Raw genomic sequence first — 26,270 nt, forward strand, 5'->3', positions numbered from 1 at the left:
GAACGGAAACACGAGGCGCGTAGCGTACGAACGTGGATCTGAACACTGTCGCCGAAGTGATCAGCCCCGCCGAGGTGGGCCAGTGGCGCCCGGGTGACGCCTGGCTCGGCGGCGGGACGGCCCTGTTCGCCGAGCCGCGCCCGCACCTGACGCGGCTGCTCGACCTGACCGCCGCCGGCTGGCCCGCGCTCACCGAGACCGCCGAGGGGCTCGAGATCGCCGCCACCTGCACGATCGCCGAGCTGGCGGCGAGCGGGCACGCCATCGTGGAGAAGTGCTGCCACGCGTTCCTGGCCTCGTTCAAGATCTGGAACGTGGCGACCGTGGGCGGCAACCTGTGCGCCGCGCTGCCGGCCGGGCCGATGATCGCCCTGGGGGCCGCGCTCGACGGGACGTGCCTTCTCCAGGGCCCGGACGGCGAGCGGACCGTCGCCGTGAAGGACTTCGTCACCGGCGACGGCGCGACCGTCCTGAAGGAGGGCGAACTCCTCCGGTCGCTCCATCTGCCCGCGGAAGCGCTCGCCGCCGTGACGGCGTACAGGCAAGGCTCTCTGCATGCCCACGGACGGTCCGGAGTGTTGGTGATCGGGCGGAGGGACGCCGAAGGCGGCCTGACGCTGACCGTGACCGCCGCCACCGGGCGCCCGTTCGTCCTGGTTTTCCCGCAGGGCCCGAGCGAGGAGCAGTTGCAGGTGGCGCTGGCCGAGCGGATCCCCGACGGCGCCTATCTGGACGACGTGCACGGCCTGCCGGCCTGGCGGCGCCACATGACCCGGCTCTACGCCGAGCAGATCCGGCGGGAGCTGCGGCCATGAGGATCAACCGGGAGGAGCACGACCGCCCGCCGCGCCCGGGTCAGTGCTTGCGCACGTACCTTCGCGAGGAGGGCTGCTTCGGCGTCAAGAAGGGCTGCGACACCGGCGACTGCGGCGCCTGCACGGTCCACGTCGACGGCCGGCCGGTGCACTCCTGCGTCTACCCGGCCTTCCGGGCCGCCGGCCGCGAGGTCACCACCATCGAAGGCCTCGACGATCACCCGGCCCAGCGCGCCTTCCTGGACGCGCAGGGATTCCAGTGCGGCTTCTGCACGGCCGGCTACATCATGACCGCGGCCGCCCTCACCGACGATCAGCGCGACGATCTGCCAAGAGCTTTCAAAGGCAACCTCTGCCGGTGTACGGGCTATCGCGCCATCGCCGACGCGATGAACGGCGTGGTGAACGCGTGCGTCCCCACCGAGGGCAAGGCGGTCGGCGCCGGTCTGGGCGCCCCGGCCGGCCCCGACGTGGTGACCGGCCGGGCCCGCTACACGTTCGACCTGGACGTGCCCGGCGTACTCCACCTGAAGGTCCTGCGCTCGCCGCACGCGCACGCCCGGATCGTGGCCGTCCGCACCGAGGCCGCGCTGGCCGTGCCGGGCGTCGAGCTGGTGCTCACTCCCGCTGACGATCCCGGCAAGCTCTTCTCGACGGCCCAGCACGAGAACGTCTCCGAGGACCCGGCCGACACGCGGGTGCTCGACGAGGTGGTGCGCTTCGTGGGCCAGCGGGTCGCGGCCGTCGTGGCCACCTCGGAGGCGGCGGCCGAGGAGGGCTGCCGCGCGCTGGCCGTGGAGTACGAGGTGCTCCCCCACGTGCTCACGGCGGACCAGGCGATGGCCGGGGACGCCCCGCTCGTGCACCCCGGCGGAAACGTCGTGGGCCAGCTGCACGCCGCGCTCGGCGACGTGGAGGCCGGGTTCGCCCAGGCCGACGAGATCTACGAGGGGACCTTCTCGACGCCGAGGGCGCAGCACGCGAGCCTGGAGACGCACGGGGCGGTCGGCTGGCTCGACGACGAGGGCCGCCTGGTCATCCGGTCGAGCACGCAGACCCCGTTCCTGACCCGGCGGGCGGTCGCCGGCCTGTTCGACCTGCCGGCCGACCGGGTCCGGGTGATCGCGGGCCGGGTCGGCGGCGGTTTCGGCGGCAAGCAGGAGATGCTGGTCGAGGACCTGGTGGCGCTGGCCGTGCTCCGGCTGGAACGGCCGGTCAAGCTCGAATTCACCCGGGCCGAGCAGTTCACGAGCGCCACCACCCGGCATCCCTTCGAGGTCAAAATCAAGGCGGGGGCACGCTCGGACGGCACGCTGACGGCGCTGCGACTCGAGGTCGTTTCCAACACCGGGGCGTACGGGAACCACGGCCCCTCGGTCATGTACCACGCCTGCCACGAGTCGCTGGCCGTGTACCGGTGCGAGAACATGCGCACCGACGCCTGGTCGGTCTACACGAACACGGTCCCGGCCGGCGCTTTCCGGGGCTACGGGCTGGGCCAGGTGTCGTTCGCGGTCGAGTCGGCCCTCGACGAGCTGGCCCGCCGCCTGGACATCGACCCGATAGAGATGCGCGCCCGGAACGTGGTCCGACCTGGCGATCAGCTGACCGCCCCCGGCGACCACGCCGACGATCTGACGATAGCCAGCTACGGCTTGGACCAGTGCCTCCAGCACATCCGAGAAGCGTCCGGCACACCGGATGTCCCCCCCGGCGGGTGGCTGGCCGGAGAGGGGATGGCCATTGCGATGATCGCGGCGGGGCCGCCCGGTGGGCACTACGCCGATGCGACTGTGACCCGGCTCGGGGATGGGCGGTTCGAAGTCGCGGTGGGTACGGCCGAGTTCGGTAACGGCAGTTCGACCGTGCATTGTCAGATCGCGGCCGACGCTCTGGGCGTTACGGCGGACCGCGTCGTGCTCCGGCAGTCCGACACCGACGTCGTGGGGCATGACACCGGTGCCTTCGGGTCCACCGGTGTTGTGGTGGCCGGGCAGGCCGTTCTTCGCGCGGCCCGGGCTCTGCGAGCCGAGATGGATGCCGGATCAACGGTGACCAGCGCCGACGGGCACTGGGCCGGCAGCCCCCGGTCGGTGGCCTTCAACGCTCACTGGTTCCGCGTCGCCGTCGACCCGGCCACCGGCGAGATACGGATTCTGCGCAGCGTGCACAGCGCCGACGCCGGCACCGTGATGAATCCGGTCCAGTTGCGCGGGCAGATCGAGGGTGGCGTCGCCCAGGCGCTCGGGGCCGCGCTCGCCGAGCACGTCGACATCGACGGCGACGGGCGGGTCACCACCGCCGGGTTCCGGCAATATCACCTTCCGACGTACGCCGATGTGCCGCGCACCGAGGTGCTCTTCGCCCACACCGACGACGCGATCGGGCCGCTGGGGGCCAAATCGATGAGCGAGAGCCCCTTCAACCCGGTCGCCGCCGCGCTGGCCAATGCTCTGCGCGACGCCACCGGCGTACGGCTGACGCAATTGCCATTCACCCGTGACCGGATCTGGTCGGCTCTGGAGCGGGCTGCTGACTCAAGGGCAGTTTGATGGTGAACGTGCTGCCCTGACCCAGCTCGGAACGGGCCGTGACCGTCCCTCCGTGCTCGCTGACGATGTTGCGCACGATGGCCAGGCCCAGGCCGGAGCCCTGCACGGCCTGGTGCATCGCGTTGGACGCCCGGTGGAACGGCGTGAACAGCCCCGGCAGATCGTCGGGCGGAATGCCGATGCCGGTATCGGTGATCTCGATGACCACCTGGTCGTCGGCCGTGGCCACCCGGCATTCGAGGCGGCCGCCCTGGTCGGTGAACTTGATCGAGTTCTCCAGGAGGTTGCGCAGCGCCCGTTCGAGCTGGCCGGCGTCGCCCAGCACCCAGGCCGGCTCGGTGCTCACGTCCCAGCGCAGGTCCTTGGCCCGCGCCGCCGTGCCCAGGCTCTCGTAGAGGCCGTCGACCACGCCGGCCACGTCCACCGGCACCGCTTCGGCGCCCACCCGCTCGTTCGAGCGGTCGAGCAGCAGCAGGTCGGTCACCGTCTCCTGGAGGCGGTTGGCGTTGCGCAGGATCGCGTCCAGCCCCCGCTTCTGTATCGGCGAGAAGCTGTCGTCCTCGTCCTCCACCAGCATCTCGGTATATCCGAGGATGCTGGTCAGCGGCGTGCGCAGCTCGTGGGTGACGGTCGAGACGAAGACGTCCTTCTGCTCGTCGAGCACCCGCAGCTCGTTGATCAGCCGGGCCTGGCGCAGCTGGAGCCGGAACTGGTGGACGTTGTGGTCGACCTCGCGGCAGAGCGCGGCCAGCAGCCGCCGCTCCTCCGGGCTCCACTCCGGGCCGCCCGGCCGCACCACGCAGACCAGGCCGGGTGGGCAGCCCGAGTCGCCGCTGAGCGCCACGGCGAGTCCGCCGGGCAGCGTGGCCGGGGTGATCGCCTGCCCGATCGGCGCCGTCCTCAGCTCGTCGGCCACCATCGGGTCGAGGGTGGCCGCGTTCGGCGGCCAGTGCACCTCGAACCGTTCGCCGGGCTGCAGGGTCACCCGGCCGTAGACGGCGTCGGCGCCCATCGCGTTGCCGACCAGCATGGCCATCCGCCAGGCGGTCTCCTTGGGGTCGCCCTCCGAGCGCAGCTCGGCCGCGACGGCCTGGCGCAGCTCGCTGCGGGCGGCACGGGCCCGCTCGGCGGTGATCAGCCGCTCGGTCTCGGCGGCCAGGTCGTTCACCGAGCCGGCCACGGCCTTGAGCTCGCCCGGGCCGACCGGCTGGGCCCGGGCGGTGAGATCGCCGCCGGCCAGCCGCCGCAGGGTGACCCGGATGTCCTCGAGCGGGGCCAGCAGGTGCCGCTGGTGCAGCAGGGCCAGGCCCATCCCGGCCAGCACGACCACCACGGCCAGAGCGCCGAAGAGCAGCGTGGCGGCCCGGTAGTCGCTGCGCTCGTCATCGGCCAGGGAGTCGCCGTACGCGTCGATCGCGACCGTGACGTCGGAGTTGGCGGTGCGCAGGCCGTCGAACAGCTCCTTGCCGCGCGCGAGCCGGGCGGCGTCGGTGTCGGCCTGCCCGGCGTTCACGATCGGGATCGCGTATCCGTACAGCCAGTTCTCGGCGGCCTCGCGCTCGCTCTGCAACAGCCGGCTGACCTCGGGGTCGTCGACGATCGCGGCCAGATTGCCGAGCGCCTCGAACGCGGCCGAGCGCCCACTGTCGTACGGCTGAAGGAAGGCATCGTCGCCGGTCAGCTGAAAGCCCCGTACGCCGGTCTCGGCGTTGGTCATCTGCTGCATGACGGCCTGGTTGGTGTCGTGCAGGACGTCGACCCGCTCGGTGTGGCCCATGTGCTCCACCCGCAGCCGGTCGCTGACCACGAACTGACCGATGATCAGCACCAGGAAGAGGGCGAGCAGGCCCGCGAAGCCGCCCGCCACGCGGATACGCAGTGAGGAGAACACGCTCCGGTCGAGCCTCACGCCGGCCGTCCCGGTGACGGAAGCGTGAACCAGACCGTCGTGCCGCCGCCCGGCGTCTCCTCGGCGTGGATCTCGCCGCCGTGCCGGTCGACGATCCGCTGGCAGGTGGAGAGCCCGACGCCGTGCCCGGTGCCGGCCGATGGGTCGACCTGGGCGAACATCTCGAAGACCCGGTCGCGCTGATCGGCCGGGATGCCGCGGCCGTTGTCGGCCACGCCGACCCGCCAGCAGCGCGGCCGCAGCGGCACGGCGGTGATCTCGATGCGGCAGGGCCGGTCCGGGCTGCGGTACTTCAGGGCGTTGCCGATCAAGTTCTGCAACAACTGGCGTACGAGGACGGGGTCGCCCTCGATCACCGGAAGATCGTCGTCCACCGCGACCGTCGCGCCGGCCATGCCGCCCCGCAGGTCGGTCAGCGCCAGCTCGACCAGCTCGCCGAGCGGGGCCGGCTCGGGCTGGTAGGGCGCGTTCCCGGCCCGGGCGTACGTCAGCAGCGACGTGATCAGCCGCTGCATGCGGCCGACCGCGCGGGTGCCGGCGGCGATCCACTTCTCGGACTGCGGATCGGAGCCGGACATCCGCTCGTCCAGCAGTTCCAGATAGCCGCTGACCACGCTCAGCGGGGCGGCCAGGTCGTGGCTGACCACCCCGGCGAACTGCTCCAGCTCGGTGTTGGAGCGGCTCAGCTCGGCGATCGTGGCCGCCCGTTCCGCGTGCGCCCGCTCCAGCTCGGCGTGCTGGGCCAGCACCACCCGGGCCTGCCGGCGGCGCTCGAACAGGGCCAGGATCACCTGGGCCAGGTCACGCAGGCGCTCCAGCTGCTCGGCGGTCAGCTCGTGCACCTCGTTGTGGAAGACGCAGAGCGACCCCAGCGCATAGCCCTGCGGGGTCACCAGCGGGACCGAGACGTAGAACCGGACGTCGGCCAGCTTGCCGGTCACCCAAGGGTTGCCGACGTACGCCGGATCGGCCCGGGCGTCGGGCAGATAGGTGAAGTCGCCCGTCTCGAAGCGGATCGCGCACATCGAGTCGGTACGGGCCGTGTCGCTGCCCTCGAAGCCGGTGGTGGTGAGCTGGCACTGCCGGTTCTCGTCGATCAGGTTGAGGGTCGCGGTGGGCACCCCGGCCAGCGTGGCCGCGACCCGGACGACGGCTTCGAGCTCGTCGCCGGCCGGCGCGTCCAGCAGGCCGTACTCGTGCAGCGCCGCGAGGCGGCGCTGCTCGTGGGCGGTCCTCACTTGGTTCTTGTCGGCAGGCAACCGCCCTTCCCTGAGTGCTTGTCCGCTTTATCGGCCTCTATCCCCCGAAGGCAATGGCGCTGCTGGGCGGGGTGAAGTCCTGGGACTCGTCCCCGGCGGCGTACTTCAGCGTCTTCGCGACCGCGGTGACCACATCCGCCTCGACGCCCGAGCCGACGTGGTCGGACGGGTTGACCGGGTCGTTGGCGATGCCGGCGGCGGCCACGGTGGGCGTGAAGCCGACGAACGTCTCGGTGCGGTTGTCCTCGGTGCTGCCGGTCTTGCCGGCCACCTGGACGCCGCCGAAGATGCTCGCCACCTGCGTGCCGGTGCCACCGTCGCACTTGCCGTACGAGCTCTGCTGGCCCACCGGGCAGCGCGCGGCGTCGGTCGCCGCCCGGGCCACCTCGGTGTCGAGGACCTTCTTGCAGTTCGTCGAGACCGCGACCTTCGAACCGTCCGACTTCGTGATCGAGGAGACCGGGAGGGGTGAGCAGTACGTCCCCTCGGAGGCCACCGTCGCATAGGCCGAGGCCAGCTCGAGCGGGGTGGTGTCGATGACGCCGAGCGTGAACGAGCCCCACGAGCCGGCGCTGCTCTCGGCCTGCTTCTTGTCGGCCGGGTTGGCGAAGCTGATGCCCAGGCGCTGGGCCATCTCGACCACTGCGGCCGGGCCGACCTGCTCCTCGAGGCGTACGAAATAGGTGTTCACCGAACGCCCGAAGCCGTCCCACATGGTGCGGAAGCCGTCCATCCAGGCCGGGTTGTCGTTGCCCGGGCAGTACTTGCCGTCGCAGTTGCCCGATCCCCAGTCGGTCCACTCGGTGACCAGCGGCGACTTCGTCTCGTAGCCGGTGTTGAGCGGCAGGCCCTTCTCCAGGGCGGCCAGCATCGTGAACATCTTGAAGGTCGAGCCGGACGGATAGCCGTAGAGGTTCTTACCACCGCTGACCAGCGGGTTCACGGTGTCGGTGGTCTTGACCGCGCTGCCGTAGTGACGGTTGACGGCGAGCGCGAGCACCTTGCCGGTGCCGGGCTGGACCACCGCGATCGGCAGCGTCTTGGAGTTCTTCAGCCCGTAGACCGAGCGGGACTCGGCGGCCGCCTTCTTCTGGATGCCCGGGTCGAGCGTCGTCACGATGGAGTAGCCGCCGCGGCGCAGGGCGTCGTCGCGCTCGGCGACGGTCTTGCCGAACTGCGGCTGCTCCTCCCACCAGCGCTGCACGTAGTCGCAGAAGAAACCCCAGCCGTCGGTCTCCCCGGTCGCGTCGACGCAGCCGTTGGGCTGGGTCTTTCCCGAGTACGTCAGTTTCTCCCCGGCCGCGGCGTCGCTCTGAGCCTGGGTGATCATGCCGGCCTTGACCATGGCGGCGAGCACGTAGAGCTGGCGCTCGCGGGCCTTGGCCTTGGAGCCGCCGATCGGATTGTCCGCGTCCGGCGACTGGACGATGCCGGCGATCAGCGCCGACTGGGCCAGGTCGAGCTTGGCCGGGGTGGTGTTGAAGACGCGGCGGGCGGCGGCCTCGATGCCGTACGCCCCGTTGCCGAAATAGACCAGGTTCAGGTAGTTCTGCAGGATCTGCTTCTTGCTGAGCTTGGTCTCGAGCTGGATCGCGTACTCGATCTCGCGGAGCTTGCGGGCCGGGGTGTCCTCGGTCGCCTCGGCCCGCTCCGACGCGGTCAGCGTCGGGTCCTCCTTGAGCACGTTGCGCACCAGCTGCATGGTCAGCGTCGAGGCGCCCTGCGCGGCCTCACCGCTGCTCGCGTCCTTGACGAAGGCGCGGGCCAGGCCCTTGAGGTCGACGCCGCCGTGGTCGTAGAAGCGGGTGTCCTCGGCCGCGACGATCGCGTTCTGCATCACCGGCGCGATCTGGGCCAGGGTGACGTCGTGCCGGTCCTCGTCGTAGAACGTGGTGATCAGCGTCTTGCCGTCGTTGGCGTAGATGCGGGTGACCTGCGACGCGGACGGGCTGAGCAGCTGGGACGGCAGGTCGTCGGCCTGACTGTTCTGCCAGTGCGCCCCAGCGCCCAGTACGACTCCCAACGGGATCGCGGCCACCCCGACCAGGGCGCCGATGAGCACCAGAACGCCACCCAGGCGGCCCAAGGCGCGCTTCTTCTCGGTCATTGATCAACCGGTAACACCGATTCCTGAGAACAACCTGGGTTTTGTTACCGATCCGTAATTTTTCTCACGTCATATACGTGTGGTTACGGTCACAGGTCGTTTGGCGGTGAGATTCGCCCGAATTGATGCGCGTCGCTCTTGATGTTGTCACGCAGCGTTACCAAGATCCAGTGAGCTGGGTTACTGACTAGTAGCCAAGCCTCTTGTAACCCGCTGACCAGAGCGGCAACATTTCCCGCACGTTAAGCGACGGCATCGACGGACCTCTCTGCGCGCCGACCGTAGCCGTCTCCATCACTAGGAGGTTCCGTGACTGATGCGCAAGGCGATCCGGCGTACGGACGCACCAACTGGCGCCGCTTCGCCGTAGCGGTGGGCGTGCCCACCGTGGTCGCCGGTGGCCTGGTCTTCGCCCTGGCCCAGGGCGCGCTGGCCGCCAGTTTCTCGATCTCGGGCACGCAGTTCAAGCTCTCGGCCGACCGGCTCGAGGGCCAGGGCTTCACCCAGTACAGCGGCCCGCTGGAGAAGAAGAACGGCCAGAAGATCCCGGCCGCCATGTCGGGCATCAACACCGCCACCCTCACCAACCTGTGCCAGTCGGTGGCGGCCGGCCCGATCACGCTGCGGATCGAGGCCGGTAAGGACGCGAAGAACCCGGTCGAGGCCGAGGACCTGCTGATCGGCATGTCCGAGCTGAGCGGCAACGCGACGTTCGAGGACATCGACATCGGCCAGGACGCCTCGACCCTCACCCGGGACGGCCGTCCCGTGGAGGAGCACGGCGAGGAAGGCAGCTTCGGCCAGCAGGCGCGCACCGTCACCATCGACGGTCTGCGCCAGAAGGCGTACTCGACCTCGGCGTCGACCTTCCGGCTGAGCGGCATGAGCCTCAAGCTCTACGTCGGCCAGTCCGGCAAGGAATGCTTCGAGGGCTGATCAGCACCACCGGGGCTCGCGGAACAGATCGTCCGCGGGCCCCACTCCTTTCTTTTTCGGATGACTTTCGGAAGGCAGCAGACTGTGGCGACGGACGACTTCTGGAGCAGGTTCCGCCGGTGGCGGCGCGGCCGGCCGTTCTGGGGCGGGCTCTTCCTCCTGTTGTCCGGCGTGGAGATGTTCCTGAGCGCCAACCTCGACCTGGGCGACATGGAGCTGCACCTCGGGCCGCAGGGATTCCTCTCCTACCTGCTGCCGCTGATCATGCTGCTCACCGGGGCGCTGACCTGGGCCACGCCGGCGCAGCGGCTGTTCTACGGCATCGTCGGGCTGCTGACGGCGCTCTACTCGTTCCTGGGGCTCAACCTCGGCGGCTTCATCCTCGGCATGATGCTCGGCATCGTCGGTGGCGCCCTGGTGATCGCCTGGGGCCCGCCGCGGGCCAAGCCGGCCGTCGACGCCTGGGCCGGCCCCGCGGCCACCGCCGGCCCCGCCTCCACCGATCCGGCCTCCCCCCTCGACGGCACCTCGGGCCCCGATGACACCCGGCATTACGACGACACCTCGTACTACGACGACGACCAGATCGCCGGGCACGACGACCGGCCCACGCGGCCGATCCTGCGGCCCGCAGACACCGACTCCGGCGACACCGCGATCATCCCGGGGCTGCCCCCATCCGCGCCGGACGAGCCTCGGGGTGGGATGCACCCGCGGGCTTTGAGCGTGATCCTGCTGATCGTCGCCGTGACCGGCAGCGTCCTGATCGCCGGGAGCAACATGCCGGCCAAGGCCGTCACCTGCCCCGAGGGTCTTCCATCGCGGTCCTTCTCGTCGGCGCCGGCCTCCGCCCCGTCGGCGGCCGACCCCGATTCCGCCTCCTCGGCGCCGGCCCTCAAGGCCGGCGCCCCCCGGGCCGTCGCTCCGACGGTCACCAGCCAGCCGGCGGCGGGCGGGGCCAGTGCCCCCGCGAGTCCCGCCCCGCCGTCGGCTACCACCTCCGCGCCGGCCAAGTCCACGAACCCCGTCAAGGACGGGGTCGAGGACTTCTTCGACGGCCTCGGCAACCTGCTCGGGATCGGCGACGACTCCACCCCGAGCACGTCGCCGGAGCCGTCGGAGTCAGGATCCGCGCCGGTGTCCGCCCCCGCCACCACGACGTCGGCGCCCGCCACCACCCCCGCGGCCGAGCCGACCACGACCGCGCCGTCAGCGGCGGCTCCGCCGTCCGCGCCCACCACCACCGAGGCCTCGTCGGCTGCGGCGTCCGCCAAGCCGGCGGCCTCCCCCAGCGTCGAGGAGATCCCCTGCCTCGGCCCGCGCGTGATGAACAAGGTGGCCGGCGCGGACGACATCCCCCAGGTCTCGGAGAAGCCCGGCCTCATGGAGGTCGATTCCCTGACCATGTACGAATCGACGTACGACGGCGTCGTCGACATGCCGACCGCCAAGGGCAGTTTCAAGGCGCTGAAGTTCAGCATGGACAAGGCGGTGAACAAGCCGTTCACGCTGACCATCGCCGAGCCCGGCGGCGCCAAGACGGTGATCAAGAGCAACGAGCTGGTCACCGACAAGAACGTGCGCTTCTACACCCCGAAGTTCGAGGGCAAGCTGTTCGGCCTGATCCCGGTGACGTTCACCCCCGAGCAGCCGCCGCCGCTGACCCTGCCGGTGCTCTGGTTCACCGACGTGACGATCCAGCTGGCGTACGTCCGCTGCGACACCTTGACCGCGGCCCCGCTGGACATCAAGGAGACCTCCTAGCCCTCCACCCGGCCACGACGGCGTCGGCGTCGAAGGGCCGCAGGATCACCGGCGGCCCGTCCATCAGGCCGACGTTGGCCTGGCGGATCCGCTCGTTGAGCCCGTCCACGCGCTCGCGCACCTCGCGCTCGGCCGTGAGCCGGTCGACGATCTCGTCGAGGTCCTCGGTCTCACGGCGAAGGGCCAGCGTGGGCGGTACGACACCGGCGGCGGCCCCTTCACGCCGCAGCCAGTCCTTGACCCACCAGTCGTCGTCGTACTCCTGGCCGTGATCGGTGAGGGGCTTGCCCGTGCCGGCCAGGTTGTCGAACTCCCCGCGCTCGGCCGCCTCCCGGAGCTGCCGATCGATCGACGACTCGTACCAGTGCGCCATGGTCCGATTTTACTTGGGCCTTTCGCTTACCAGCGCGGCCAGACGATCGGTCTCGGCGTACGACCGGACCCCGTCCGGCGCCGGCGCGCCCTCCTGAACGGCGGCCGCGGTGACGAGCGCCGCGTCGAGGGCGGCCCGGTACAGCAGCGAGCCGGTGCTGATCCGCGCCACGCCGAGACGGGCGAGACGCCCGACGGTCATTCCCGGGAGCAGCAGCACGTTGAGCGGCCCCGGCAGCGCCCGGATCTCGTGATCGTCCCGGATCCCCGGCACGAAGATCCCGTCGGCGCCGGCCGCGAGATAGGCCTCGGCGCGCTTCGCGGTGTCGCCCTGACCGGTCCCGAGCCAGTAGGTGTCGATGCGGGCGTTGACGAAGAGCCCCGGAACCCGCTGCTTGATGGCGGCGATGAGCTCGGCCTGCTCCTCGACCGGCGCCAGCCCGTCGGCGCCACGCCCGTCCTCGACGTTGATTCCCGCCGCCCCCGCCGCGAAGAGCTCGGCCGCGAACTCAGCTCCCGCGCTCTCCACATCCACGGTCAGCGGCACCCTCAACCCCTTGACCCGCCGCACCAGTTCGAGAGTCCGTTCCTGGGCCAGTCCGGCCCCGTCCGGCACGCCGTAGGCCGCCGCGATGCCGAGGCTGGTGGTCCCGACCGCCTCGAATCCGGCCTCGGCCAGCGCGAACACGGAGGCCACGTCCCACGCGTTGGGCAGCAGGAGCGGCCGCCCCGGCCGGTGAAGCGCACGAAAATCGGTCATGCCGCGACGCTAGGCCCCGAACACTTCGGCGCGGTCCGAACCATTCGTGTCACACCCCCGGCGTAGGTTGACCAGTGGCCGCCCGAGTCTCCGGAAGGACCCCGCAGATGTGCCGCAACATCCACCAGCTGCACAACTTCGAACCACCCGCCACCCACGACGAGATACACGCCGCCGCCCTGCAATACGTCCGCAAGGTGGCCGGCTCCACCCGCCCGTCCCAGGCCAACCAGGAAGCCTTCGACCGCGCCGTGGCCGCCGTGGCCGCCGCCACCGCCGACCTGCTGGGCGAGTTGGTGACGACCGCCCCACCGAAGAACCGCGAGGAGGAGGCAGTCAAGGCCCGGGCCCGAGCCGAACGCCGCTACGCCTCCTGACGCCCCGCCCCGCGCCCGCCCGCGCCCGCACGCCCGCGCCCGCACGCCCGCGCCCGCCTCGCCCCCGGAGCCGTCAGCGGGTCGCGGTGATCAGCTCGGTGTGCTTGCGAACGCGGAAGTGTCCCTCCGCGCCGATCCGCGCCTGGACGAGGGCGCGGGCCGCCGCGAGCTGCTCGCCGGTGAGCGGCCCGCCCGAGAGGCTGGCCAGGTAGGCGACCACCGGCTCGGCGTCCGGAACCAGCAGGTCGCCCGGATAGGCCTCAGCGGCCACGTCCCGAAAGTGCCGCCCCACGGCCGCCGGTGCGTCCTCGGCCGGGAAGTTGCTGCGAGCCGCCGAACCGTTCACGTCCGGCTTGCCCGCCGCCGCCGCGACGGCGAACAGCTCCTCCATGTGCCCGCGCCCGTTGGTGGCCACGTGCAGCCGCCCACCCGGCCGCAGCACCCGCGCGAACTCCCGCAGCGCCAGTTCCGGTTCGTCGACGTGATACAGCATGTGGTTGGCGATGACCGCGTCGAACCGCCCGTCCGCGAACGGCAGATCCGTCGCCTCGCACCGGCGCACCTCCGCCCCCGCGACGTCCCCGAGCCGCTCACACATGGCCGCCGAGAAATCGGTGAGCGTCAGCCGCAGCCCCGGCCGCCGCGGATCGAGATGCCGCCACAGCTCACCGGTCCCCGCACCCACTTCGAGCACGTCCCCGGCAGTCGGCAGCCGCTCCCCCAGCCACGAGAACCATCCCTGCGGATTGCTCCCGTACGCGTGGATGGCAATCCGCGCGTTCAGATTTTCGGTCGTCCCCGCGTACTGCTGCACTGCGTCATCCGACGGCATCCTCACGACCGTGAAGCTACCGACCTAGATCAACCGCTGGGTGGACGAGTCCACTGCATGGAGAAGCCCGTCAGCGCCCGGTCGGTGCGGATCTCCATGGCCGTGCCGAGAATGGTCGCCCGGTCGACCACCACGGCTACCCCGTCGGGGTCGTAGGTGACCCGCTCGGAGAGAAAAACGGGAGTGCCGGGCGGCTGGTGCAGCAGCTCGGCCGTCTTGTCGTCGAGAACACCAGGCCGGATCACCTCGCTCGCTTTGTGGACGATGACGCCGTGGCCGGCCAGCACGGCGTACAGGGACTTCTCACTCAGATCCGCCTTCTCCAGCTCGCGATCGCGGACATAGGAGAGCTGGTGGACGACGGGCCGGCCGGACAGGAGCCGAAGGCGTTCCAGCCGCACCACAGGAAACCCGTAGTCCATCAGCGTCGCGGCCCAGGCCGGGGGATACGCCAGCCCCTGACCCAGCACGTACGTGGACACCGTCTGGCCCTGCTCGCGCAGGTCCTCCTCGAAGCCGCGCATCGAATGCAGCATGTACGTCGGGCGCGGCTCCGTCACGAACGTGCCCCGGCCGGCCTGCTGCGACAGCAGCCCGTCGTTCTCCAGGCGCTGCAAGGCCTGGCGCAGCGTCGCCAGCGTCACCCCGTACGAGGCGCTGAGCTCACGCTGCGGCGGCAACGCGGCACCCGGCGGCAGCTCGCCGTCACGGATCTTCGTAGTCAGGTCATCGGCGATCACCTGATACTTCGGCAGTCGCGTAGTCAGTGGAATCCTCCAGAGCTGCGGCGAGGCTCGCGACGGTCTCCCGTAGTTCTGCCGCCGTGGCCCCGTCAAGAACCCTACGCATCAACGCGGACGCCACCACCACCCCGTCCCCGGCGCGCCCGGCCTCGGCCGCCTGCTCCGGCGAGGAGACGCCGAACCCGATGAGCACCGGCCGGTCGGTGATCGCTTTGACCCGCGCCGCGAGCCGGCCGGCGGAGTCGCCGAGCGAGGCCCGCTCACCGGTCGTGCCCATCACGCTCACCGCGTAGATGTAGCTGTCGCCCAGCTCCGCGATCGCGGTCAGGCGGTCGTCGGGCGTGACCGGCGCGACCAGCGGGATGAGGTCGATGCCGGCGTCGGAGGCCGCCCGGGCCACCGGCCCCGCCTCGTCCACGGGCAGGTCGGGAACGATCAGCCCGCTGACACCGGCCTCGGCCAGCTCGCGGCAGAAGACGGCCGCGGAACGGTGGAACACCAGGTTGGCGTAGGTCATGACGATCAGCGGGACCCGCATCCGGCCCCGCACGGCACGAAGGTCGCCGAGGATCGACGCCACTGTCGTGCCCCGGGACAGCGCCCGGTCGGACGCCTCCTGGATGGTGACGCCGTCGAGCACGGGATCGGAGAAGGGCAGGCCGATCTCGATCGCCGTCGCGCCGGCCTCCTGGTAGGCCAGCAGGTAGTCGGTCCAGTCGTCGGTGATGCCGCCGGTGACGTACGGGATGAGGGCCGTCATGCCGCACCGCCGGGCAGCGTCGCCATGTCTTTGTCGCCCCGGCCGGACAGGGTGAGGATCACCCGCGAACCGGTCGGCAGGTCGGGCGTGCCCGCCGCGCGCAGCACCCAGGCGACCGCGTGGGCCGACTCGAGCGCGCAGATGATGCCCTCGGCGCGGGCCAGCCGGCGGACCGCGCCGACGACCTCGGCGTCGTCGACCGTCCGGTATTCGGCGCGCCCGATGGCGCCCAGGTGGGCGTGCTCGGGGCCGATGCCGGGATAGTCGAGGCCGGCCGCTATCGATTCCGCCTCGGCGACCTGACCGTCCGCGTCCTGAAGGACCATCGAGCGGGCGCCGTGCACGACACCGGGCGAGCCGCTGGTCATGGCCGCGCCGCCGGCCGCCTCGACGCCGACCAGCCGCGCGCTCGTGTCGACGAACCCGGCGAACGTGCCGGCCGCGTTCGAGCCGCCGCCGACGCACGCCACCACCACATCGGGGACGGTGGGGCTCTGCCGCCGCGCCTCGGCGCCGATCACGCGCTGCAACTCCCGGACCATCCACGGGTACGGGTGGGGGCCGCCGACCGAGCCCAGCAGGAAATGGGCCTCGTCCACGTCGGACACCCAGGCGCGCATGGCCTCGTTCGTCGCGTCCTTGAGGGTGCGGCTGCCGCTGGTGACCGGGACGACCTCGGCGCCGAGGGTGGTCATCCGCAGGACGTTGAGCTGCTGGCGCTCGATGTCGCGCTCACCCATGTAGACCGTCGCGCGGAGGCCGAGCAGGGCGGCCGCCGTGGCGGTCGCGACCCCGTGCTGCCCGGCGCCCGTCTCGGCGATCAGCCGGGTCTTGCCCATCCGGCGGGCGAGCAGCGCCTGGCCGAGCACGTTGTTGATTTTGTGGGAGCCCGTGTGCGCCAGGTCCTCGCGCTTGAGCAGCAGCTCCACGCCGAGCTGGGCGGAGAGGTTGCGCGCCGGGGTGAGCGGGGTGGGCCGGCCGGCGTAGACGGCGAGCAGCTCGTCGAGCTCGCCCCGGAAGGCGGGATCGGCCCAGGCCTCACGGAAGGCGGCGGACAGGGCCGCGCAGGCCGGCACGAGGGACTCGGGGACGAACCGGCCACCGAAGTCGCCGAAGCGACCGGCGGCCGGTTCCGTCATCAAGGTAGACGTCGTGCTTGTCATGGGGCACGCCTCCAAAAGTTGTAGAACTCTCCGCCGAAGTGTTGCATAACTCGGCGGAGAGTTCTAGAACTATTTGGCAGCGGCCTTGTACAGCGTCTCCGGGGCCACGGCGCCGGCGAAGACCCGGCCGTCGTCGGTCACCAGCACGCTGAAGAGAGAACCGGAGAAGAGATGTCCACTACCCCAGCTCCCGCTCACCTTCGGCAGCATGTCGATCACGCCGTCGAGCTGCTTGCCCTCGTCACCGGTGGCCTTCGGCAGCTTCGCCGTGACCACCGACGCCCAGCCCTCGCCGATCACCGTCGGCTGCTCGCCGGCGGCCGGCTGCTTCGCGGCCTCGGCGGCCTTGTGCTCCTTCTCCAGCTCGGTCTCGAGCTTGCCCGCGTCGGTCTTGTTGACCTTCGTGCCCGGCGGCGGGTTGAAGGTGAACTGCTGAGCGTCGGGCGTGTCGAAACTGATCTGCTGGAACGCGACCCGGACGGCCGGGTTGACCGCGTCCTTGGCATAGACGTCGACGCGCAGCGGAATCTTCTTCTCGGCGTCGATCGCCAGGCGCACCTGCCCGATCAGCGACTCGGACGCCCGCGGGCTGAGCACGAGCTCATAGGCGTCGCGGCCGGCCACCTTCGCCGCGCCGGTCGTCGAGACCGCCGTGGTCGGGTCGATGGCGTCGAGCGCCGCCTCGGCCGCGTCCTGCGGCGTCGAGGGGACCCCGGTCGGCAGCGACGCGGGCTTCTTGTCCACGTCCGCCGGCAGGGTGAGGTGCGTGGCGGTCTTGGCCTTGCTCTGCCAGATCCAGACGTCGGAGCCGTTGCGGATGACGTCGGTCTCGCCGAGCGTGCTCATCAGCGCCAGGCGAGCCTTGTCCTCACCGGCGTACCAGACGCGGGCCGTGTTGCTGCCCGCGACCAGGTTGACCAGGTCGGCGCCGCCCGAGTCGGCGGTCAGCCCGGCGATTTTCGGCAGGCCCAGGTCGGCGCTCTGCACGATGGTGCCGGACAGTCCGTCGACCTTGGCGTTCTGCAGGTCGACGAGCAGTTCGGCCGCGCTGCGGTCGGGCAGCGAGGGGTCCGCGCTGGCGACGATCGTTCCCGCCGCCGCGCCGCCCCCGATCACGACCACCGCGGCTGCGGATGGTACGAGCCAGCGAAGGGCCGGCCTCGATCTGAACACGGACACGATGTCCACCTCCCGTTGATCTGCCACAAGAGTGCGCCGTGGCCGCTGTGACCGGGCTGAGAGCCGCCTCTAGGGGTTGCCCCTCCCATGCAAAGGTAAGGGGGTGCGGTTGCTGGTGGTGGAAGACGAGGCGCGGCTCGCGGCCGCGTTGCAGCGCGGGTTGCAGGCCGAGGGCTTCGCGGTGGACGTGTCCGGCGACGGGCAGGACGGGCTCGAGATGGCCCGTCACGGCGGGTACGACGCGATGATCCTCGACGTGATGCTGCCGCGGCTCAGCGGCTATCGGGTCGTCCGTCAGCTGCGCGCCGAGGGCAACTGGGTGCCGGTGCTGATGTTGTCGGCCAAGGACGGGGAGTACGACCAGGCCGACGGTCTCGACTGCGGCGCCGACGACTACCTCACCAAGCCCTTCTCCTACATCGTGCTGCTCGCCCGGCTGCGCGCGCTGCTGCGGCGCGGCGTGCACGAGCGGCCGACCGTGCTCGCGCACGGCGACGTCGAGCTCGATCCGGCCGAGCGCCGGGTGATGGTCGCCGGCGCCGAGGTGACGCTCACGGCCCGCGAGTTCGCCCTGCTGGAATACCTCATGCGCCGGCCGGGCGAGGTGGTCAGCAAGATCGAGCTGCTCGACCACGTCTGGGACGCCGCGGTGGAGACCGCGCCCAACGCGGTCGAGGTGTACGTCGGCTACCTGCGCCGCAAGATCGGGCGCGACCGGCTCGAGACCGTGCGCGGCGCGGGCTACCGGCTCGCGGCCGTGACGGGAGACTGATGCGCCGGCCGCGCGAGCTCAGCCTGCGCGCCCGGCTGGTGCTCACCTCGGTCCTGGCGCTGACGGCCGGCCTGGCCGCCGGCGGGGTGCTGCTCGTCTTCGTGCTCAACTTCGGGCTGCTGCGCGCGGTGAACGCCGAGGCGCTGGACACGGCGCGAGGCGTGGCCAAGCTCGCCGAGCAGGGACAGCTGGCCGAGCCGATCCCGGTCAACGCGGCCATGCAGGTGCAGGTCATCGACGCGCAGGGCCGGGTCCTGTCGATCTCGGCCGGCGCCGACCGGCTCATCCCGATGCTGCACCCGGACGAGCTGAGCGGCATGAAAGACGGCAACGTGCGCGAGATCCCCGGCAGCCGGGTCGGGCTCGACGGCGACGCCCGGGTCGTGATGGTGACCGCCGGTCCGCCCACCGATCCCGTGCGGGTGCTGGTCGCGCGGTCCACGAACGACCTGACGCAGGGCGTGCACATCCTGCGCGTGACGCTTCTGATCATGTTCCCGCTGCTGGTCGGAGCCCTCTGGCTGGTGCTGTGGCGGGTGCTCGGCGCGGCGCTCAGCCCGGTCGACGCGCTGCGCGCGGGCGCCGAGGAGATCACCGGGGGCACGCGCGCCGGGCGGCTGCCCGTGCCCGAGTCCCGCGACGAGATCCACCGGCTCGCGGTGACGCTGAACGGGATGCTGCACCGGCTCGACGCGGCGCAGGCCCGGCAGCGGGCGTTCGTCGCCGACGCGGCCCACGAGCTGCGCAGCCCGCTGACCAACATGCGTACGGAGTTGGAGGTCTCGCAGCGGCTGCCCGACACCGATTGGAACGCGCTCTCGGTCGATCTGCTCACCGACGTCGACCGCCTCAGCCGGCTCGTCGACGACATGCTCCTGCTCGCCCGGGCCGACGACGCGGCGCCGGGCCGTGTCGTGGCCGCGCCGTTCCGCGACGTCGATCTGGGGGCGGTGGTCGGTGACGTGGTGGCCCGGTACCCCACGGTGGGCTATGTGCGCCCGGCGGCGCCGGTGACGATCACCGGCGAGCCCGACGCGCTCGGCCGGGTGGTGGCGAACCTGCTGGACAACGCGGTGCGTCACGCGAAATCGCGGATCTGTGTCGAGGTGCGCGCCGACGCGGCGTACCGCTGGATCACCGTGACCGACGACGGCCCGGGCATTCCGGAGGCCGACCGGGAGCGGGTCTTCGACCGGTTCACCCGGCTCGACGACGCCCGCGCCCGCGACGCCGGCGGCTCCGGCCTGGGCCTGGCGATCGTCCGCGAGCTGGCCCGCCGCCACGGCGGCACGGTCAGCCTGAGCGACGCCGCCCCCGGCCTCCGGGTGGACGTGCGCCTGCCCGCCGTCCGGTGAATCACGCGTGAGGAGCTGAGGCGCGAAAAAAGTTGGGATCGGCGGGAACTATCGCGAGTCGTGGGGCGACCAACGCGAGTGCCCGGCAACGGGCTGTCCCCCATGCGGAAGGTTGACGACTTCGATGTCCCTGCTCAAGCGCTCGGCCCTGGTGGCCGCCACGGTCGCCGGCCTCACCCTGGCGCTGGCCGCGCCGGCCTCCGCCCACGTCACGGTGAACCCTGACACCGCGACCGCCGGTGGCTACGCCAAGGTGACCTTCCGGGTGCCCAACGAGTCCGATACCGCCTCCACGACCAAGCTCGAGGTGAACCTGCCGGCCGACAACCCGGTGGCTTCCGTCTCGGTCAAGCCGATCACCGGGTGGGACGTGGCCACCACCGTGTCCAAGCTGGCCAAGCCGCTCGAGGCGCACGGCGCCCAGATCACCGAGTCGGTTTCGAAGATCACCTGGACGGCCAAGGCCGGCTCCGAGGTCAAGCCGGGGCAGTTCCAGGAGTTCGACGTGTCGCTCGGGCCGCTGCCCGAGTCCGGCCAGATGGTCTTCAAGGCTCTGCAGACCTACTCCGACAGCACCGTCGTCCGCTGGATCGACGAGCCCACCACCGACGGCACCGAGCCGGAACACCCGGCGCCGGTGCTGAAGCTGGCCGCGGCGAGCACGACCGACACGGCCGCCGCCGCGCCCACCGCGACCGCCACCGCCGAGGCCGCTCCCGCCGGCGACAGCTCCGACGGGCCCGACGCCTTCGGCATCGCGGGCCTCATCGCCGGGGTGATCGCTCTCATTCTGGCGCTTCTCGCGTACGCCAAGGCCGGTCGCCGGCCGGCGCAGGAGAGCCCCACCACGAAGTCGTGACACCCGGGGCCGGCCGCGCGAGCGTGGCCGGCCTCCGCTTTCCCCGAGAGTGGATCAAGGGTTTACTACCGGACGTGAATCGCGTTCGCACGGCCTCACGGGTCTGGCACGGTCTGCTCTTCGCCGTCGTCCTGACCTCCCTGATCATTCAGATGGTGCTCAGCGCGCAGGGGACCGACGCGCCGGCGATCACGCGGTTCATCCGGCTGTTCAGCTACTTCACCATCCAGAGCAATGTTCTCGTGCTGCTCGCCGCGGGCAGCCTCATGATCGATCCGGGGCGCGACGGGCGGTTCTGGCGGATCCTGCGGCTCGATTCGCTGCTCGCGATCATCGTGACCGGCATCGTGTACGCCACGATCCTGGCCGGCGAGTCCGATCCGCACGGCGCCGGCTGGTGGTCGAATCTGGGATTCCACTACATCGCGCCGTGGGCGGCACTGGCCGGCTGGCTGCTCTTCGGCCCGCGCCCCCGGATCGAGCGCCGCACGGTCGCCTGGGCGTTCCTGTGGCCGGCCGCGTGGATCGGCTACACGCTGGCGCACGGGGCGACCACCGACTGGTTCCCGTATCCCTTCACGGACGCCACCACCGTCGGCTACCCCACCGCCGTCCTCAACATGCTGATGGTCGCCGTCATGGCCGCCGTCTTCGCCGCGATCCTGTGGCTCCTCGACCGCCGCCTGCCACAGACCGCGACCGAGCCCGCCCCACTGCCCTGAGTCAGTCGTCGCCGGGCGTCTGCCGGCGGGACGGCTGCGGATTGGTCCAGGCTTCTCGAAGATCTTTCTTGGTGGTACGCCACCAGTCGCGGAACTCCGCGGCCAGGTCGGTGAGGGCGGGCCGCATACCCGGGTCGTCCAGGCCCGCCCCCAGCAACTCGGCCAAGCTCAGGAGCCACAGGAACGGGGTCAGGGCCAGGGCCAGTAGTGGGAGTGGCCACCAGGCCGTCCAGGCGTACAGGAAAAGCAGGGTTATGGCGACGGCCGTCAAGCACAGCGCCGTCCGGTCGGCGCGGCGCATCAGCGGCGGCAGCAGGCGCAGGCAGCGCCACGGGAGACGGCCGGCCGGGATCAGGATGCGGGCGGCGAAACCGGCCATCACCGCGGCCAGCACCGCGGCCATGACGCGCCCGAACGGGCCGGCCGTGGGCCACCACCACAGAGCGATCAGCTGCAGCAGGCAGACCAGGGCGGCGCTCGCGGCCAGGCCCCGGCGCAGGCCGTTCAGGACGCCACGGATCGGCCAGGTCATCGAGACGATGTCGGCCCGGGCCGGATTGTCGCGGGCCACGTCGCGCAGTGCTCGCATCGAGCGGCGGACCCGCAGACGTTCCGCGTCGAGCATCGCGAGCAGCCAGCGGCCGTACGGATTGCCGGGCGAGATGGCCAGCGCGGCCCGGGCCGCCGCCACGGCGACCTCGCGGTTACCGGCGTCGCGTTCGACGTCGGCCACCGTCAGCAGGCCCTCCACCGAGTTCGGATCCAGCGAGCGACCGTGTGCGGCGGCCGCCCGCGCCCTCGGGTAGTCCTTGGCCGAGGCCAGCGCGCGGGCGAGCACGAAGTGGCCGGTCGGCTCGGCGGGTTCCAGACGTACGGCCTCGGCCGCGGCCGAGACGGCGTCGCGCGAGCGGATCATGACGATGAGGTTCTCGGCCCGTTCGGCGTGGGCGTCGGCGAACTGCGGTGCCGCCGCGACCGCGGCGTCGGCCGTGGCCAGGGCGCCGGCGTAGTCACGCCGCAGGCGCAGGACCGACGCGAGCAGCGTCAGCAGGCGGGCGTCACCCGGGTCGGCGGCCAGACCGTCGCGGGCCGCCTTCTCCGCCTCGTCGTAGCGGCCCACCTGCGCCAGCCGGTGGGCCCGCCCGTAGGCGCCGGCCGGCTCACTCAACGGATCTTGCGCTTCTTGAGGTAGGCCGCCAGGTCGTCGTACTCGCCGGACTCGTTGGCGAACATGGCCACGTTGCGGGCCGTGGCGAACCAGCCGTCGGTGGAGGGGCGGACCTCCCGTACGGCGTCGAGCATGTCCTGCTGGTTGATCATGCGAATGTCGCCGCTGGCGATGGAGTCGCGCATGGCGAACTCGGCCGCCGTCTCGCATACGTGGGCCAGGTCGGCGCCCGAGTAGTGGTCGGTGGCGTCGGCCACGCGGCCCAGGTCGATGCCGGCCACCGGGCGGTCGCGCAGGTGGTACTGGAGGATCGCCTCGCGCGCGGGCTTGTCGGGCGGCAGCACCAGCACCGTACGGTCGAGGCGGCCCGGACGGCGCAGCGCCGAGTCGATGTCCCAGGGCGCGTTGGTCGCGGCCAGCACGAAGACGCCGTCGTTGTTGCCGTCGACCCCGTCGAGCTCGGTCAGCAGCTGGTTGACCACCGTGCGCATGGACGACGAGTTGAGCTGGCTGCGCTTGTGGCCCAGCGCGTCGATCTCGTCGAGGAACAGCACGCAGGGCGCGTGGCCGCGGGCCGAGTCGAACAGGTCGTGCAGGTTGCGCTCGGAGCTGCCCACCCACATGTTGAGCACGTCGGTGATCGACAGGGAGATGAACGAGGCGCCCATCTCGCCGGCCACCGCGCGGGCCAGGAAGGTCTTGCCGCAGCCGGGCGGGCCGTAGAGCAGCAGGCCGCCGCGCAGGCTCTTGCCGAACAGGCTGCGCAGCTTGGGGTTGCGCATCGGGCCCAGGAACGAGATCTCGAGGCGCTTCTTGACCTCCTCCATGCCGCCGACGTCGGCCAGGGTGATTCTCGAGGTCTCGACGTCGAAGGCACGGTCGGCGTGACCCTGTACGGGGTCGGGTTCGCCGTCGGCCCGGGTGAACCGCGGCGGCACCACGTCACCGAACTCCTGCTCCATGGCCGCCCAGTCGACATCCTGAGGGGGCGTGGCGGGGGCGGGTGCGGGCGGCGACGAGGGGGTCAGGGCGGCGCCCATCAGTTTCTGGGCGGTGGCGTTGCCCGGCTCGCGGGCCAGGACCTGGGCGGCGTGCCCGATCGCCTCTCCCCCACGACCGGCCGCCACGAGCAACTCCGCCAGGTGCAGCCGCAACGGCAGGTCGTCCGGGCTGGCCTCCACGGCCGCGGTGAGGCTGTCGATCAAGGGCGAGTCGCTCATGACATCGAATTATGCAACGCCCCGGGAACAGCCGAGGCCGCCAGGGCTCCTGCCCGGGCGGCCTCGACCGTACGAACTCGGGAATCAGCCCGGCCGGCGGAAGCCCGCGATGGGCATCCGGTCGATCTCCGCCATCCGCACGTGATCCCCCGTGTGCGGAGCGTGGACCATCAGGCCGCCACCGATGTAGATGCCGACGTGATGGAGACTTCCCGGGAAGAAGAAGACCAGGTCACCCGGTTGCAACTCGTCCCGCGACACCGCCTTGCCCTCGCCCCACTGGTCTTTCGTGTAGTGGTCGAGGTGCACACCGACGCTGGCCCAGGCCTCCTGGGTCAGACCGGAGCAGTCGTACGAGTTCGGGCCTGCCGACCCGAAGACGTACGGCTTGCCGATCAGGTCGCACGCGCGCTGTGCCGCACGCCCGCCCTTGTCATTGGTGTACGTGACCGGACAGGCACCCAGGCGCAGGGGCCCATCCGAGGCGTCCGCCGAGCCGTACGCCTGGATCCGCAGTTTCTGCAGCGAAGTGATCTTGGTTTGGATCGCCTTCTTGCGCGTGCCCAGGTCCTTGTCGCGCGCGGCGACGGACTTGGTCACGACATCCAGGTCGGACTTGGTGGCGGAAAGCTTGTCGCGCAGCGCCGCCACGCCCTTGATCTGCTCCTGCTGATGACGAGCGAGCTGATCGAGATAGGTCAGCTTGTCGGTCAGCCCGGTCGGCGAGCCACTGATGATCATGGCGTCGAGGGCGTTCGGCGCACCCTGCTTGTACGCGTCGACGGCCAGGCCTTGCACCTGGGCCATCGCCAGGTCGACCTGCACCTGGAGCGGAGTCAGCTGGGCGGCGAGCTTCTTCTGCTGAGCGCGGTTCTTGAGCAGCTGGTTGTGCACATCGTTGTACTGCTCGATGACCGGCTCGAGTTCGTTCCACTGCTTGTCGATCTGAGCCTCGACCGAGGAGGGCGAGGGTGTGGCGTGCGCGACGGCTGGTCCGGTGACAACGACCCCGACCGCCGCGAGTGCGCAGACGAGCCCGCGCAGAACTGCGGCGCGGCCGCGCGCCCCAATCCGTTTCACGTTGGGTGTGATGTCCTTTCTTCCCTCGTGCCGCCGACCGGGTTAGCTGACGGGTTCGGACGGGAAGACGCGTCCGGCCGCGACGCGTCGCGGCTTCACCCCAACCACTCGGGTCCCCGGTTCGCCCACACGGCGATTAGGCGGTGGTCCGTCAGATCGGCCGGGTGGACGATGGGGGGCTGCCGAACCGGGGACCACCGTACTCCGGATCATGTGGAGAACTGAAGCCGCCGCGTACGGGAAACTGCTTGCTCAGGACGGCATACGCAGAGTCACTAGAGCGGCCAGTGGTCCAGCGCACGATCGAGCCAGGGCACCACCAGGATCACCGTGGGTAGCACCAGCAGACCCACGGCGGCGAGCCCGGCGGCGACGTTGAGGCCGACGGACACGGTGTGCGGCTGGCCGAGCCGGGCCAGCCGGCGACGCCTGGCGTCACCCGTCGGATCGGCCCGCGCGTCCTCCGCCAGGGGGATGGCATCGGTCAACCGCTCGAGGGCGGCTCGCAGCGGCTCCGCCCCGGTCTTCCTCCGCGCCACGTCGTCCGAGATCATTTCCAGGAGCAGATGTACGGCGTCAAGGGGCGCCCGGCTCCGCAGAGGCCCCGGCACGGCGCGGTAGAACGCGGTGAACGACTCCATCACCACCTCGTGCCGATGACGGAGGTGGGTCTGCTCGTGGGCGAGGACCGCGTCGACCTGCTCCCGGTCGAGCACCTGGAGCACGCCGTTGCTCAGGACCACGCGCGGCTCGCGGCCGGGCACGCAGTAGGCCAGCGGCAGCGCCCCGTCGAGCACGCGCAGGTTGTCGGGGCCGAGCTCGCGGTGCTGCTCGGCCCGGTCGAGCAGGTCGACCAGCTCACGGTGGCGGGCCCGGCGCGCCCGCGAGCGCCGGGTGACCCCGGCCAGCGAGACGATCAGGCGCAGGATGATGACACCGGCCACGACCAGGGCGCCGATGAGCGCGGCGGCGGCGACCGGCTTGCCCGAGCCGGCGGCCCGGGTGACCTCATACGGCGCGGAGAGCACGACGCCGAGCGCGGACAGCACCGCGCTCAGCGTGATCGACTGCCAGAGCAGCACGGCCGCGACCGGCGCCCGGTCGGGCCAGCGCGCGCGGGCCAGCGCGCCCGGGACGACCAGCGACAGGGTCAGGCCGAGCGCGCCGAGCAGGAGCGCGGTCACCCCTCCGGCCGCCCTGAAAAGGAACGGCAAGCCGTCATTTCTTTGTGACGGCTTCGATTGCCGCCTTCAGGGCGTCGGGCGACAACTGCCCCATGAAGTAGGCCAGGGCGGCATCCTGGTCGCCGCTGGCGGTGAGCGCGTCGAGCATGAGGCCGGCGGTCATCTCCTCCCGCGACTGCGCGGGCACGTACTTGTAAGCGCGGTCCTCGTCCTGCTGGATGACGACGCGCTTTTTCGTCAAGCGGTTGAGCACGGTCATCACGGTCGTGTAGGCGAGGTCGCGCTCCCGGAGCCGCTCGTGCACCTGCCGCACGGTGAGCGGCTCCCCCGCGTCCCACAACTGCCGCATGACCTCGCGTTCCAGGTCCCCGAGAGCCATGTA

At 71.2% G+C, this 26,270-nt stretch carries 24 protein-coding genes and 1 riboswitch; of the genes, 9 read left to right on the forward strand and 15 right to left on the reverse strand.

Features of this window, described 5'->3' with window-relative positions; genetic code table 11:
• Window positions 1–32: 32 nt before the first annotated feature.
• On the forward strand, window positions 33–815 hold the full coding sequence (locus tag ACFY36_RS07450) for an FAD binding domain-containing protein (protein WP_499745074.1): 783 nt from the start codon (window positions 33–35) through the stop codon (window positions 813–815).
• Window positions 812–3,367, forward strand: a complete 2,556-nt coding sequence (locus tag ACFY36_RS07455) for a molybdopterin-dependent oxidoreductase (RefSeq protein ID WP_499745075.1) — start codon at window positions 812–814, stop codon at window positions 3,365–3,367. Before ACFY36_RS07450 ends, ACFY36_RS07455 begins: the two co-directional genes overlap by 4 nt.
• Here ACFY36_RS07455 and ACFY36_RS07460 read toward each other — a convergent pair.
• Genes ACFY36_RS07460 through ACFY36_RS07470 form a run of 3 tightly spaced genes read right to left on the reverse strand, consistent with a single transcriptional unit; the run spans window position 3,309 to window position 8,642 of the window.
• Window positions 3,309–5,276, reverse strand: a complete 1,968-nt coding sequence (locus ACFY36_RS07460) for an ATP-binding protein (RefSeq protein ID WP_499745076.1) — start codon at window positions 5,274–5,276, stop codon at window positions 3,309–3,311. The two genes, ACFY36_RS07455 and ACFY36_RS07460, sit on opposite strands and share 59 nt — an antisense overlap.
• The gene (locus ACFY36_RS07465; RefSeq protein ID WP_499745077.1) at window positions 5,273–6,514 is read right to left on the reverse strand and encodes a sensor histidine kinase; all 1,242 of its coding nucleotides are present in this window, start codon (window positions 6,512–6,514) and stop codon (window positions 5,273–5,275) included. The genes ACFY36_RS07460 and ACFY36_RS07465 overlap by 4 nt, the downstream gene beginning before the upstream one ends.
• A 58-nt stretch (window positions 6,515–6,572) precedes the next feature.
• Window positions 6,573–8,642, reverse strand: coding sequence for a transglycosylase domain-containing protein (locus ACFY36_RS07470; RefSeq protein ID WP_499745078.1), 2,070 nt, complete (start codon window positions 8,640–8,642; stop codon window positions 6,573–6,575).
• Between the two features lie 309 nt (window positions 8,643–8,951).
• Here ACFY36_RS07470 and ACFY36_RS07475 point away from each other — a divergent pair, with 309 nt between their 5' ends.
• Entirely contained in the window at window positions 8,952–9,578 is a 627-nt protein-coding gene (locus ACFY36_RS07475; protein ID WP_499745079.1) for a DUF6230 family protein, read from the forward strand.
• 60 nt (window positions 9,579–9,638) lie between these two features.
• A complete protein-coding gene (locus tag ACFY36_RS07480) occupies window positions 9,639–11,342 on the forward strand; it encodes a DUF6114 domain-containing protein (RefSeq protein WP_499745080.1) in 1,704 nt (567 codons plus the stop codon).
• On the opposite strand, the gene ACFY36_RS07485 is transcribed toward ACFY36_RS07480, so the two are convergent.
• Both ACFY36_RS07485 and ACFY36_RS07490 read right to left on the reverse strand, forming a co-directional pair.
• The gene (locus tag ACFY36_RS07485) at window positions 11,326–11,715 is read right to left on the reverse strand and encodes a DnaJ family domain-containing protein (RefSeq protein ID WP_499745081.1); all 390 of its coding nucleotides are present in this window, start codon (window positions 11,713–11,715) and stop codon (window positions 11,326–11,328) included. The two genes, ACFY36_RS07480 and ACFY36_RS07485, sit on opposite strands and share 17 nt — an antisense overlap.
• Before the next feature lie 9 nt (window positions 11,716–11,724).
• A complete protein-coding gene (locus tag ACFY36_RS07490) occupies window positions 11,725–12,474 on the reverse strand; it encodes an isocitrate lyase/PEP mutase family protein (protein ID WP_499745082.1) in 750 nt (249 codons plus the stop codon).
• Between the two features lie 107 nt (window positions 12,475–12,581).
• Here ACFY36_RS07490 and ACFY36_RS07495 point away from each other — a divergent pair, with 107 nt between their 5' ends.
• A complete protein-coding gene (locus tag ACFY36_RS07495; RefSeq protein ID WP_499745083.1) occupies window positions 12,582–12,851 on the forward strand; it encodes a DUF2277 domain-containing protein in 270 nt (89 codons plus the stop codon).
• A 73-nt stretch (window positions 12,852–12,924) separates the two neighbouring features.
• On the opposite strand, the gene ACFY36_RS07500 is transcribed toward ACFY36_RS07495, so the two are convergent.
• From ACFY36_RS07500 to ACFY36_RS07520, 5 genes are all read right to left on the reverse strand, one after another.
• Window positions 12,925–13,683 carry a class I SAM-dependent methyltransferase gene (locus tag ACFY36_RS07500; protein ID WP_499745084.1) on the reverse strand — a complete coding sequence of 253 codons (759 nt, stop codon included), beginning with the start codon at window positions 13,681–13,683 and terminating at the stop codon, window positions 12,925–12,927.
• 29 nt (window positions 13,684–13,712) lie between these two features.
• Window positions 13,713–14,423: a GntR family transcriptional regulator gene (locus tag ACFY36_RS07505; RefSeq protein WP_499745085.1), complete on the reverse strand. Its 711-nt coding sequence runs from the start codon at window positions 14,421–14,423 to the stop codon at window positions 13,713–13,715.
• The gene (gene trpA / locus ACFY36_RS07510; RefSeq protein WP_499745086.1) at window positions 14,410–15,186 is read right to left on the reverse strand and encodes a tryptophan synthase subunit alpha; all 777 of its coding nucleotides are present in this window, start codon (window positions 15,184–15,186) and stop codon (window positions 14,410–14,412) included. The genes ACFY36_RS07505 and trpA overlap by 14 nt, the downstream gene beginning before the upstream one ends.
• Window positions 15,183–16,325 carry a tryptophan synthase subunit beta gene (trpB, locus tag ACFY36_RS07515; protein WP_499745087.1) on the reverse strand — a complete coding sequence of 381 codons (1,143 nt, stop codon included), beginning with the start codon at window positions 16,323–16,325 and terminating at the stop codon, window positions 15,183–15,185. Before trpB ends, trpA begins: the two co-directional genes overlap by 4 nt.
• 93 nt (window positions 16,326–16,418) lie before the next feature.
• Window positions 16,419–17,528, reverse strand: a complete 1,110-nt coding sequence (locus ACFY36_RS07520) for a LolA family protein (protein ID WP_499745088.1) — start codon at window positions 17,526–17,528, stop codon at window positions 16,419–16,421.
• Between the two features lie 103 nt (window positions 17,529–17,631).
• Here ACFY36_RS07520 and ACFY36_RS07525 point away from each other — a divergent pair, with 103 nt between their 5' ends.
• The 4 genes from ACFY36_RS07525 (at window position 17,632) to ACFY36_RS07540 (ending at window position 21,236) form a co-directional block, all read left to right on the forward strand.
• Window positions 17,632–18,300, forward strand: a complete 669-nt coding sequence (locus ACFY36_RS07525) for a response regulator transcription factor (RefSeq protein ID WP_498652662.1) — start codon at window positions 17,632–17,634, stop codon at window positions 18,298–18,300.
• On the forward strand, window positions 18,300–19,655 hold the full coding sequence (locus ACFY36_RS07530) for a sensor histidine kinase (protein WP_499745089.1): 1,356 nt from the start codon (window positions 18,300–18,302) through the stop codon (window positions 19,653–19,655). Before ACFY36_RS07525 ends, ACFY36_RS07530 begins: the two co-directional genes overlap by 1 nt.
• Window positions 19,656–19,779: 124 nt before the next feature.
• Window positions 19,780–20,514: a YcnI family copper-binding membrane protein gene (locus tag ACFY36_RS07535; RefSeq protein WP_499745090.1), complete on the forward strand. Its 735-nt coding sequence runs from the start codon at window positions 19,780–19,782 to the stop codon at window positions 20,512–20,514.
• A gap of 74 nt (window positions 20,515–20,588) precedes the next feature.
• Window positions 20,589–21,236: a Pr6Pr family membrane protein gene (locus ACFY36_RS07540; RefSeq protein WP_499745091.1), complete on the forward strand. Its 648-nt coding sequence runs from the start codon at window positions 20,589–20,591 to the stop codon at window positions 21,234–21,236.
• A 1-nt stretch (window position 21,237) separates the two neighbouring features.
• Here ACFY36_RS07540 and ACFY36_RS07545 read toward each other — a convergent pair whose 3' ends face one another.
• The 5 genes from ACFY36_RS07545 to ACFY36_RS07565 form a co-directional block, all read right to left on the reverse strand.
• A complete protein-coding gene (locus ACFY36_RS07545) occupies window positions 21,238–22,404 on the reverse strand; it encodes a tetratricopeptide repeat protein (protein ID WP_499745092.1) in 1,167 nt (388 codons plus the stop codon).
• Window positions 22,401–23,624, reverse strand: a complete 1,224-nt coding sequence (locus ACFY36_RS07550) for an AAA family ATPase (RefSeq protein ID WP_499745093.1) — start codon at window positions 23,622–23,624, stop codon at window positions 22,401–22,403. Before ACFY36_RS07550 ends, ACFY36_RS07545 begins: the two co-directional genes overlap by 4 nt.
• Before the next feature lie 84 nt (window positions 23,625–23,708).
• Entirely contained in the window at window positions 23,709–24,704 is a 996-nt protein-coding gene (locus tag ACFY36_RS07555) for a C40 family peptidase (protein WP_499745094.1), read from the reverse strand.
• 15 nt (window positions 24,705–24,719) lie between these two features.
• Window positions 24,720–24,857: riboswitch (cyclic di-AMP (ydaO/yuaA leader) on the reverse strand.
• 122 nt (window positions 24,858–24,979) lie between these two features.
• A complete protein-coding gene (locus ACFY36_RS07560; RefSeq protein ID WP_499745095.1) occupies window positions 24,980–25,918 on the reverse strand; it encodes a M56 family metallopeptidase in 939 nt (312 codons plus the stop codon).
• A 4-nt stretch (window positions 25,919–25,922) separates the two neighbouring features.
• A complete protein-coding gene (locus ACFY36_RS07565; RefSeq protein ID WP_499745096.1) occupies window positions 25,923–26,267 on the reverse strand; it encodes a BlaI/MecI/CopY family transcriptional regulator in 345 nt (114 codons plus the stop codon).
• Between the last annotated feature and the right edge of the window lie 3 nt (window positions 26,268–26,270).

Source organism: Actinoplanes sp. NPDC000266, assembly GCF_042899005.1.
Lineage (GTDB): Bacteria > Actinomycetota > Actinomycetes > Mycobacteriales > Micromonosporaceae > Actinoplanes.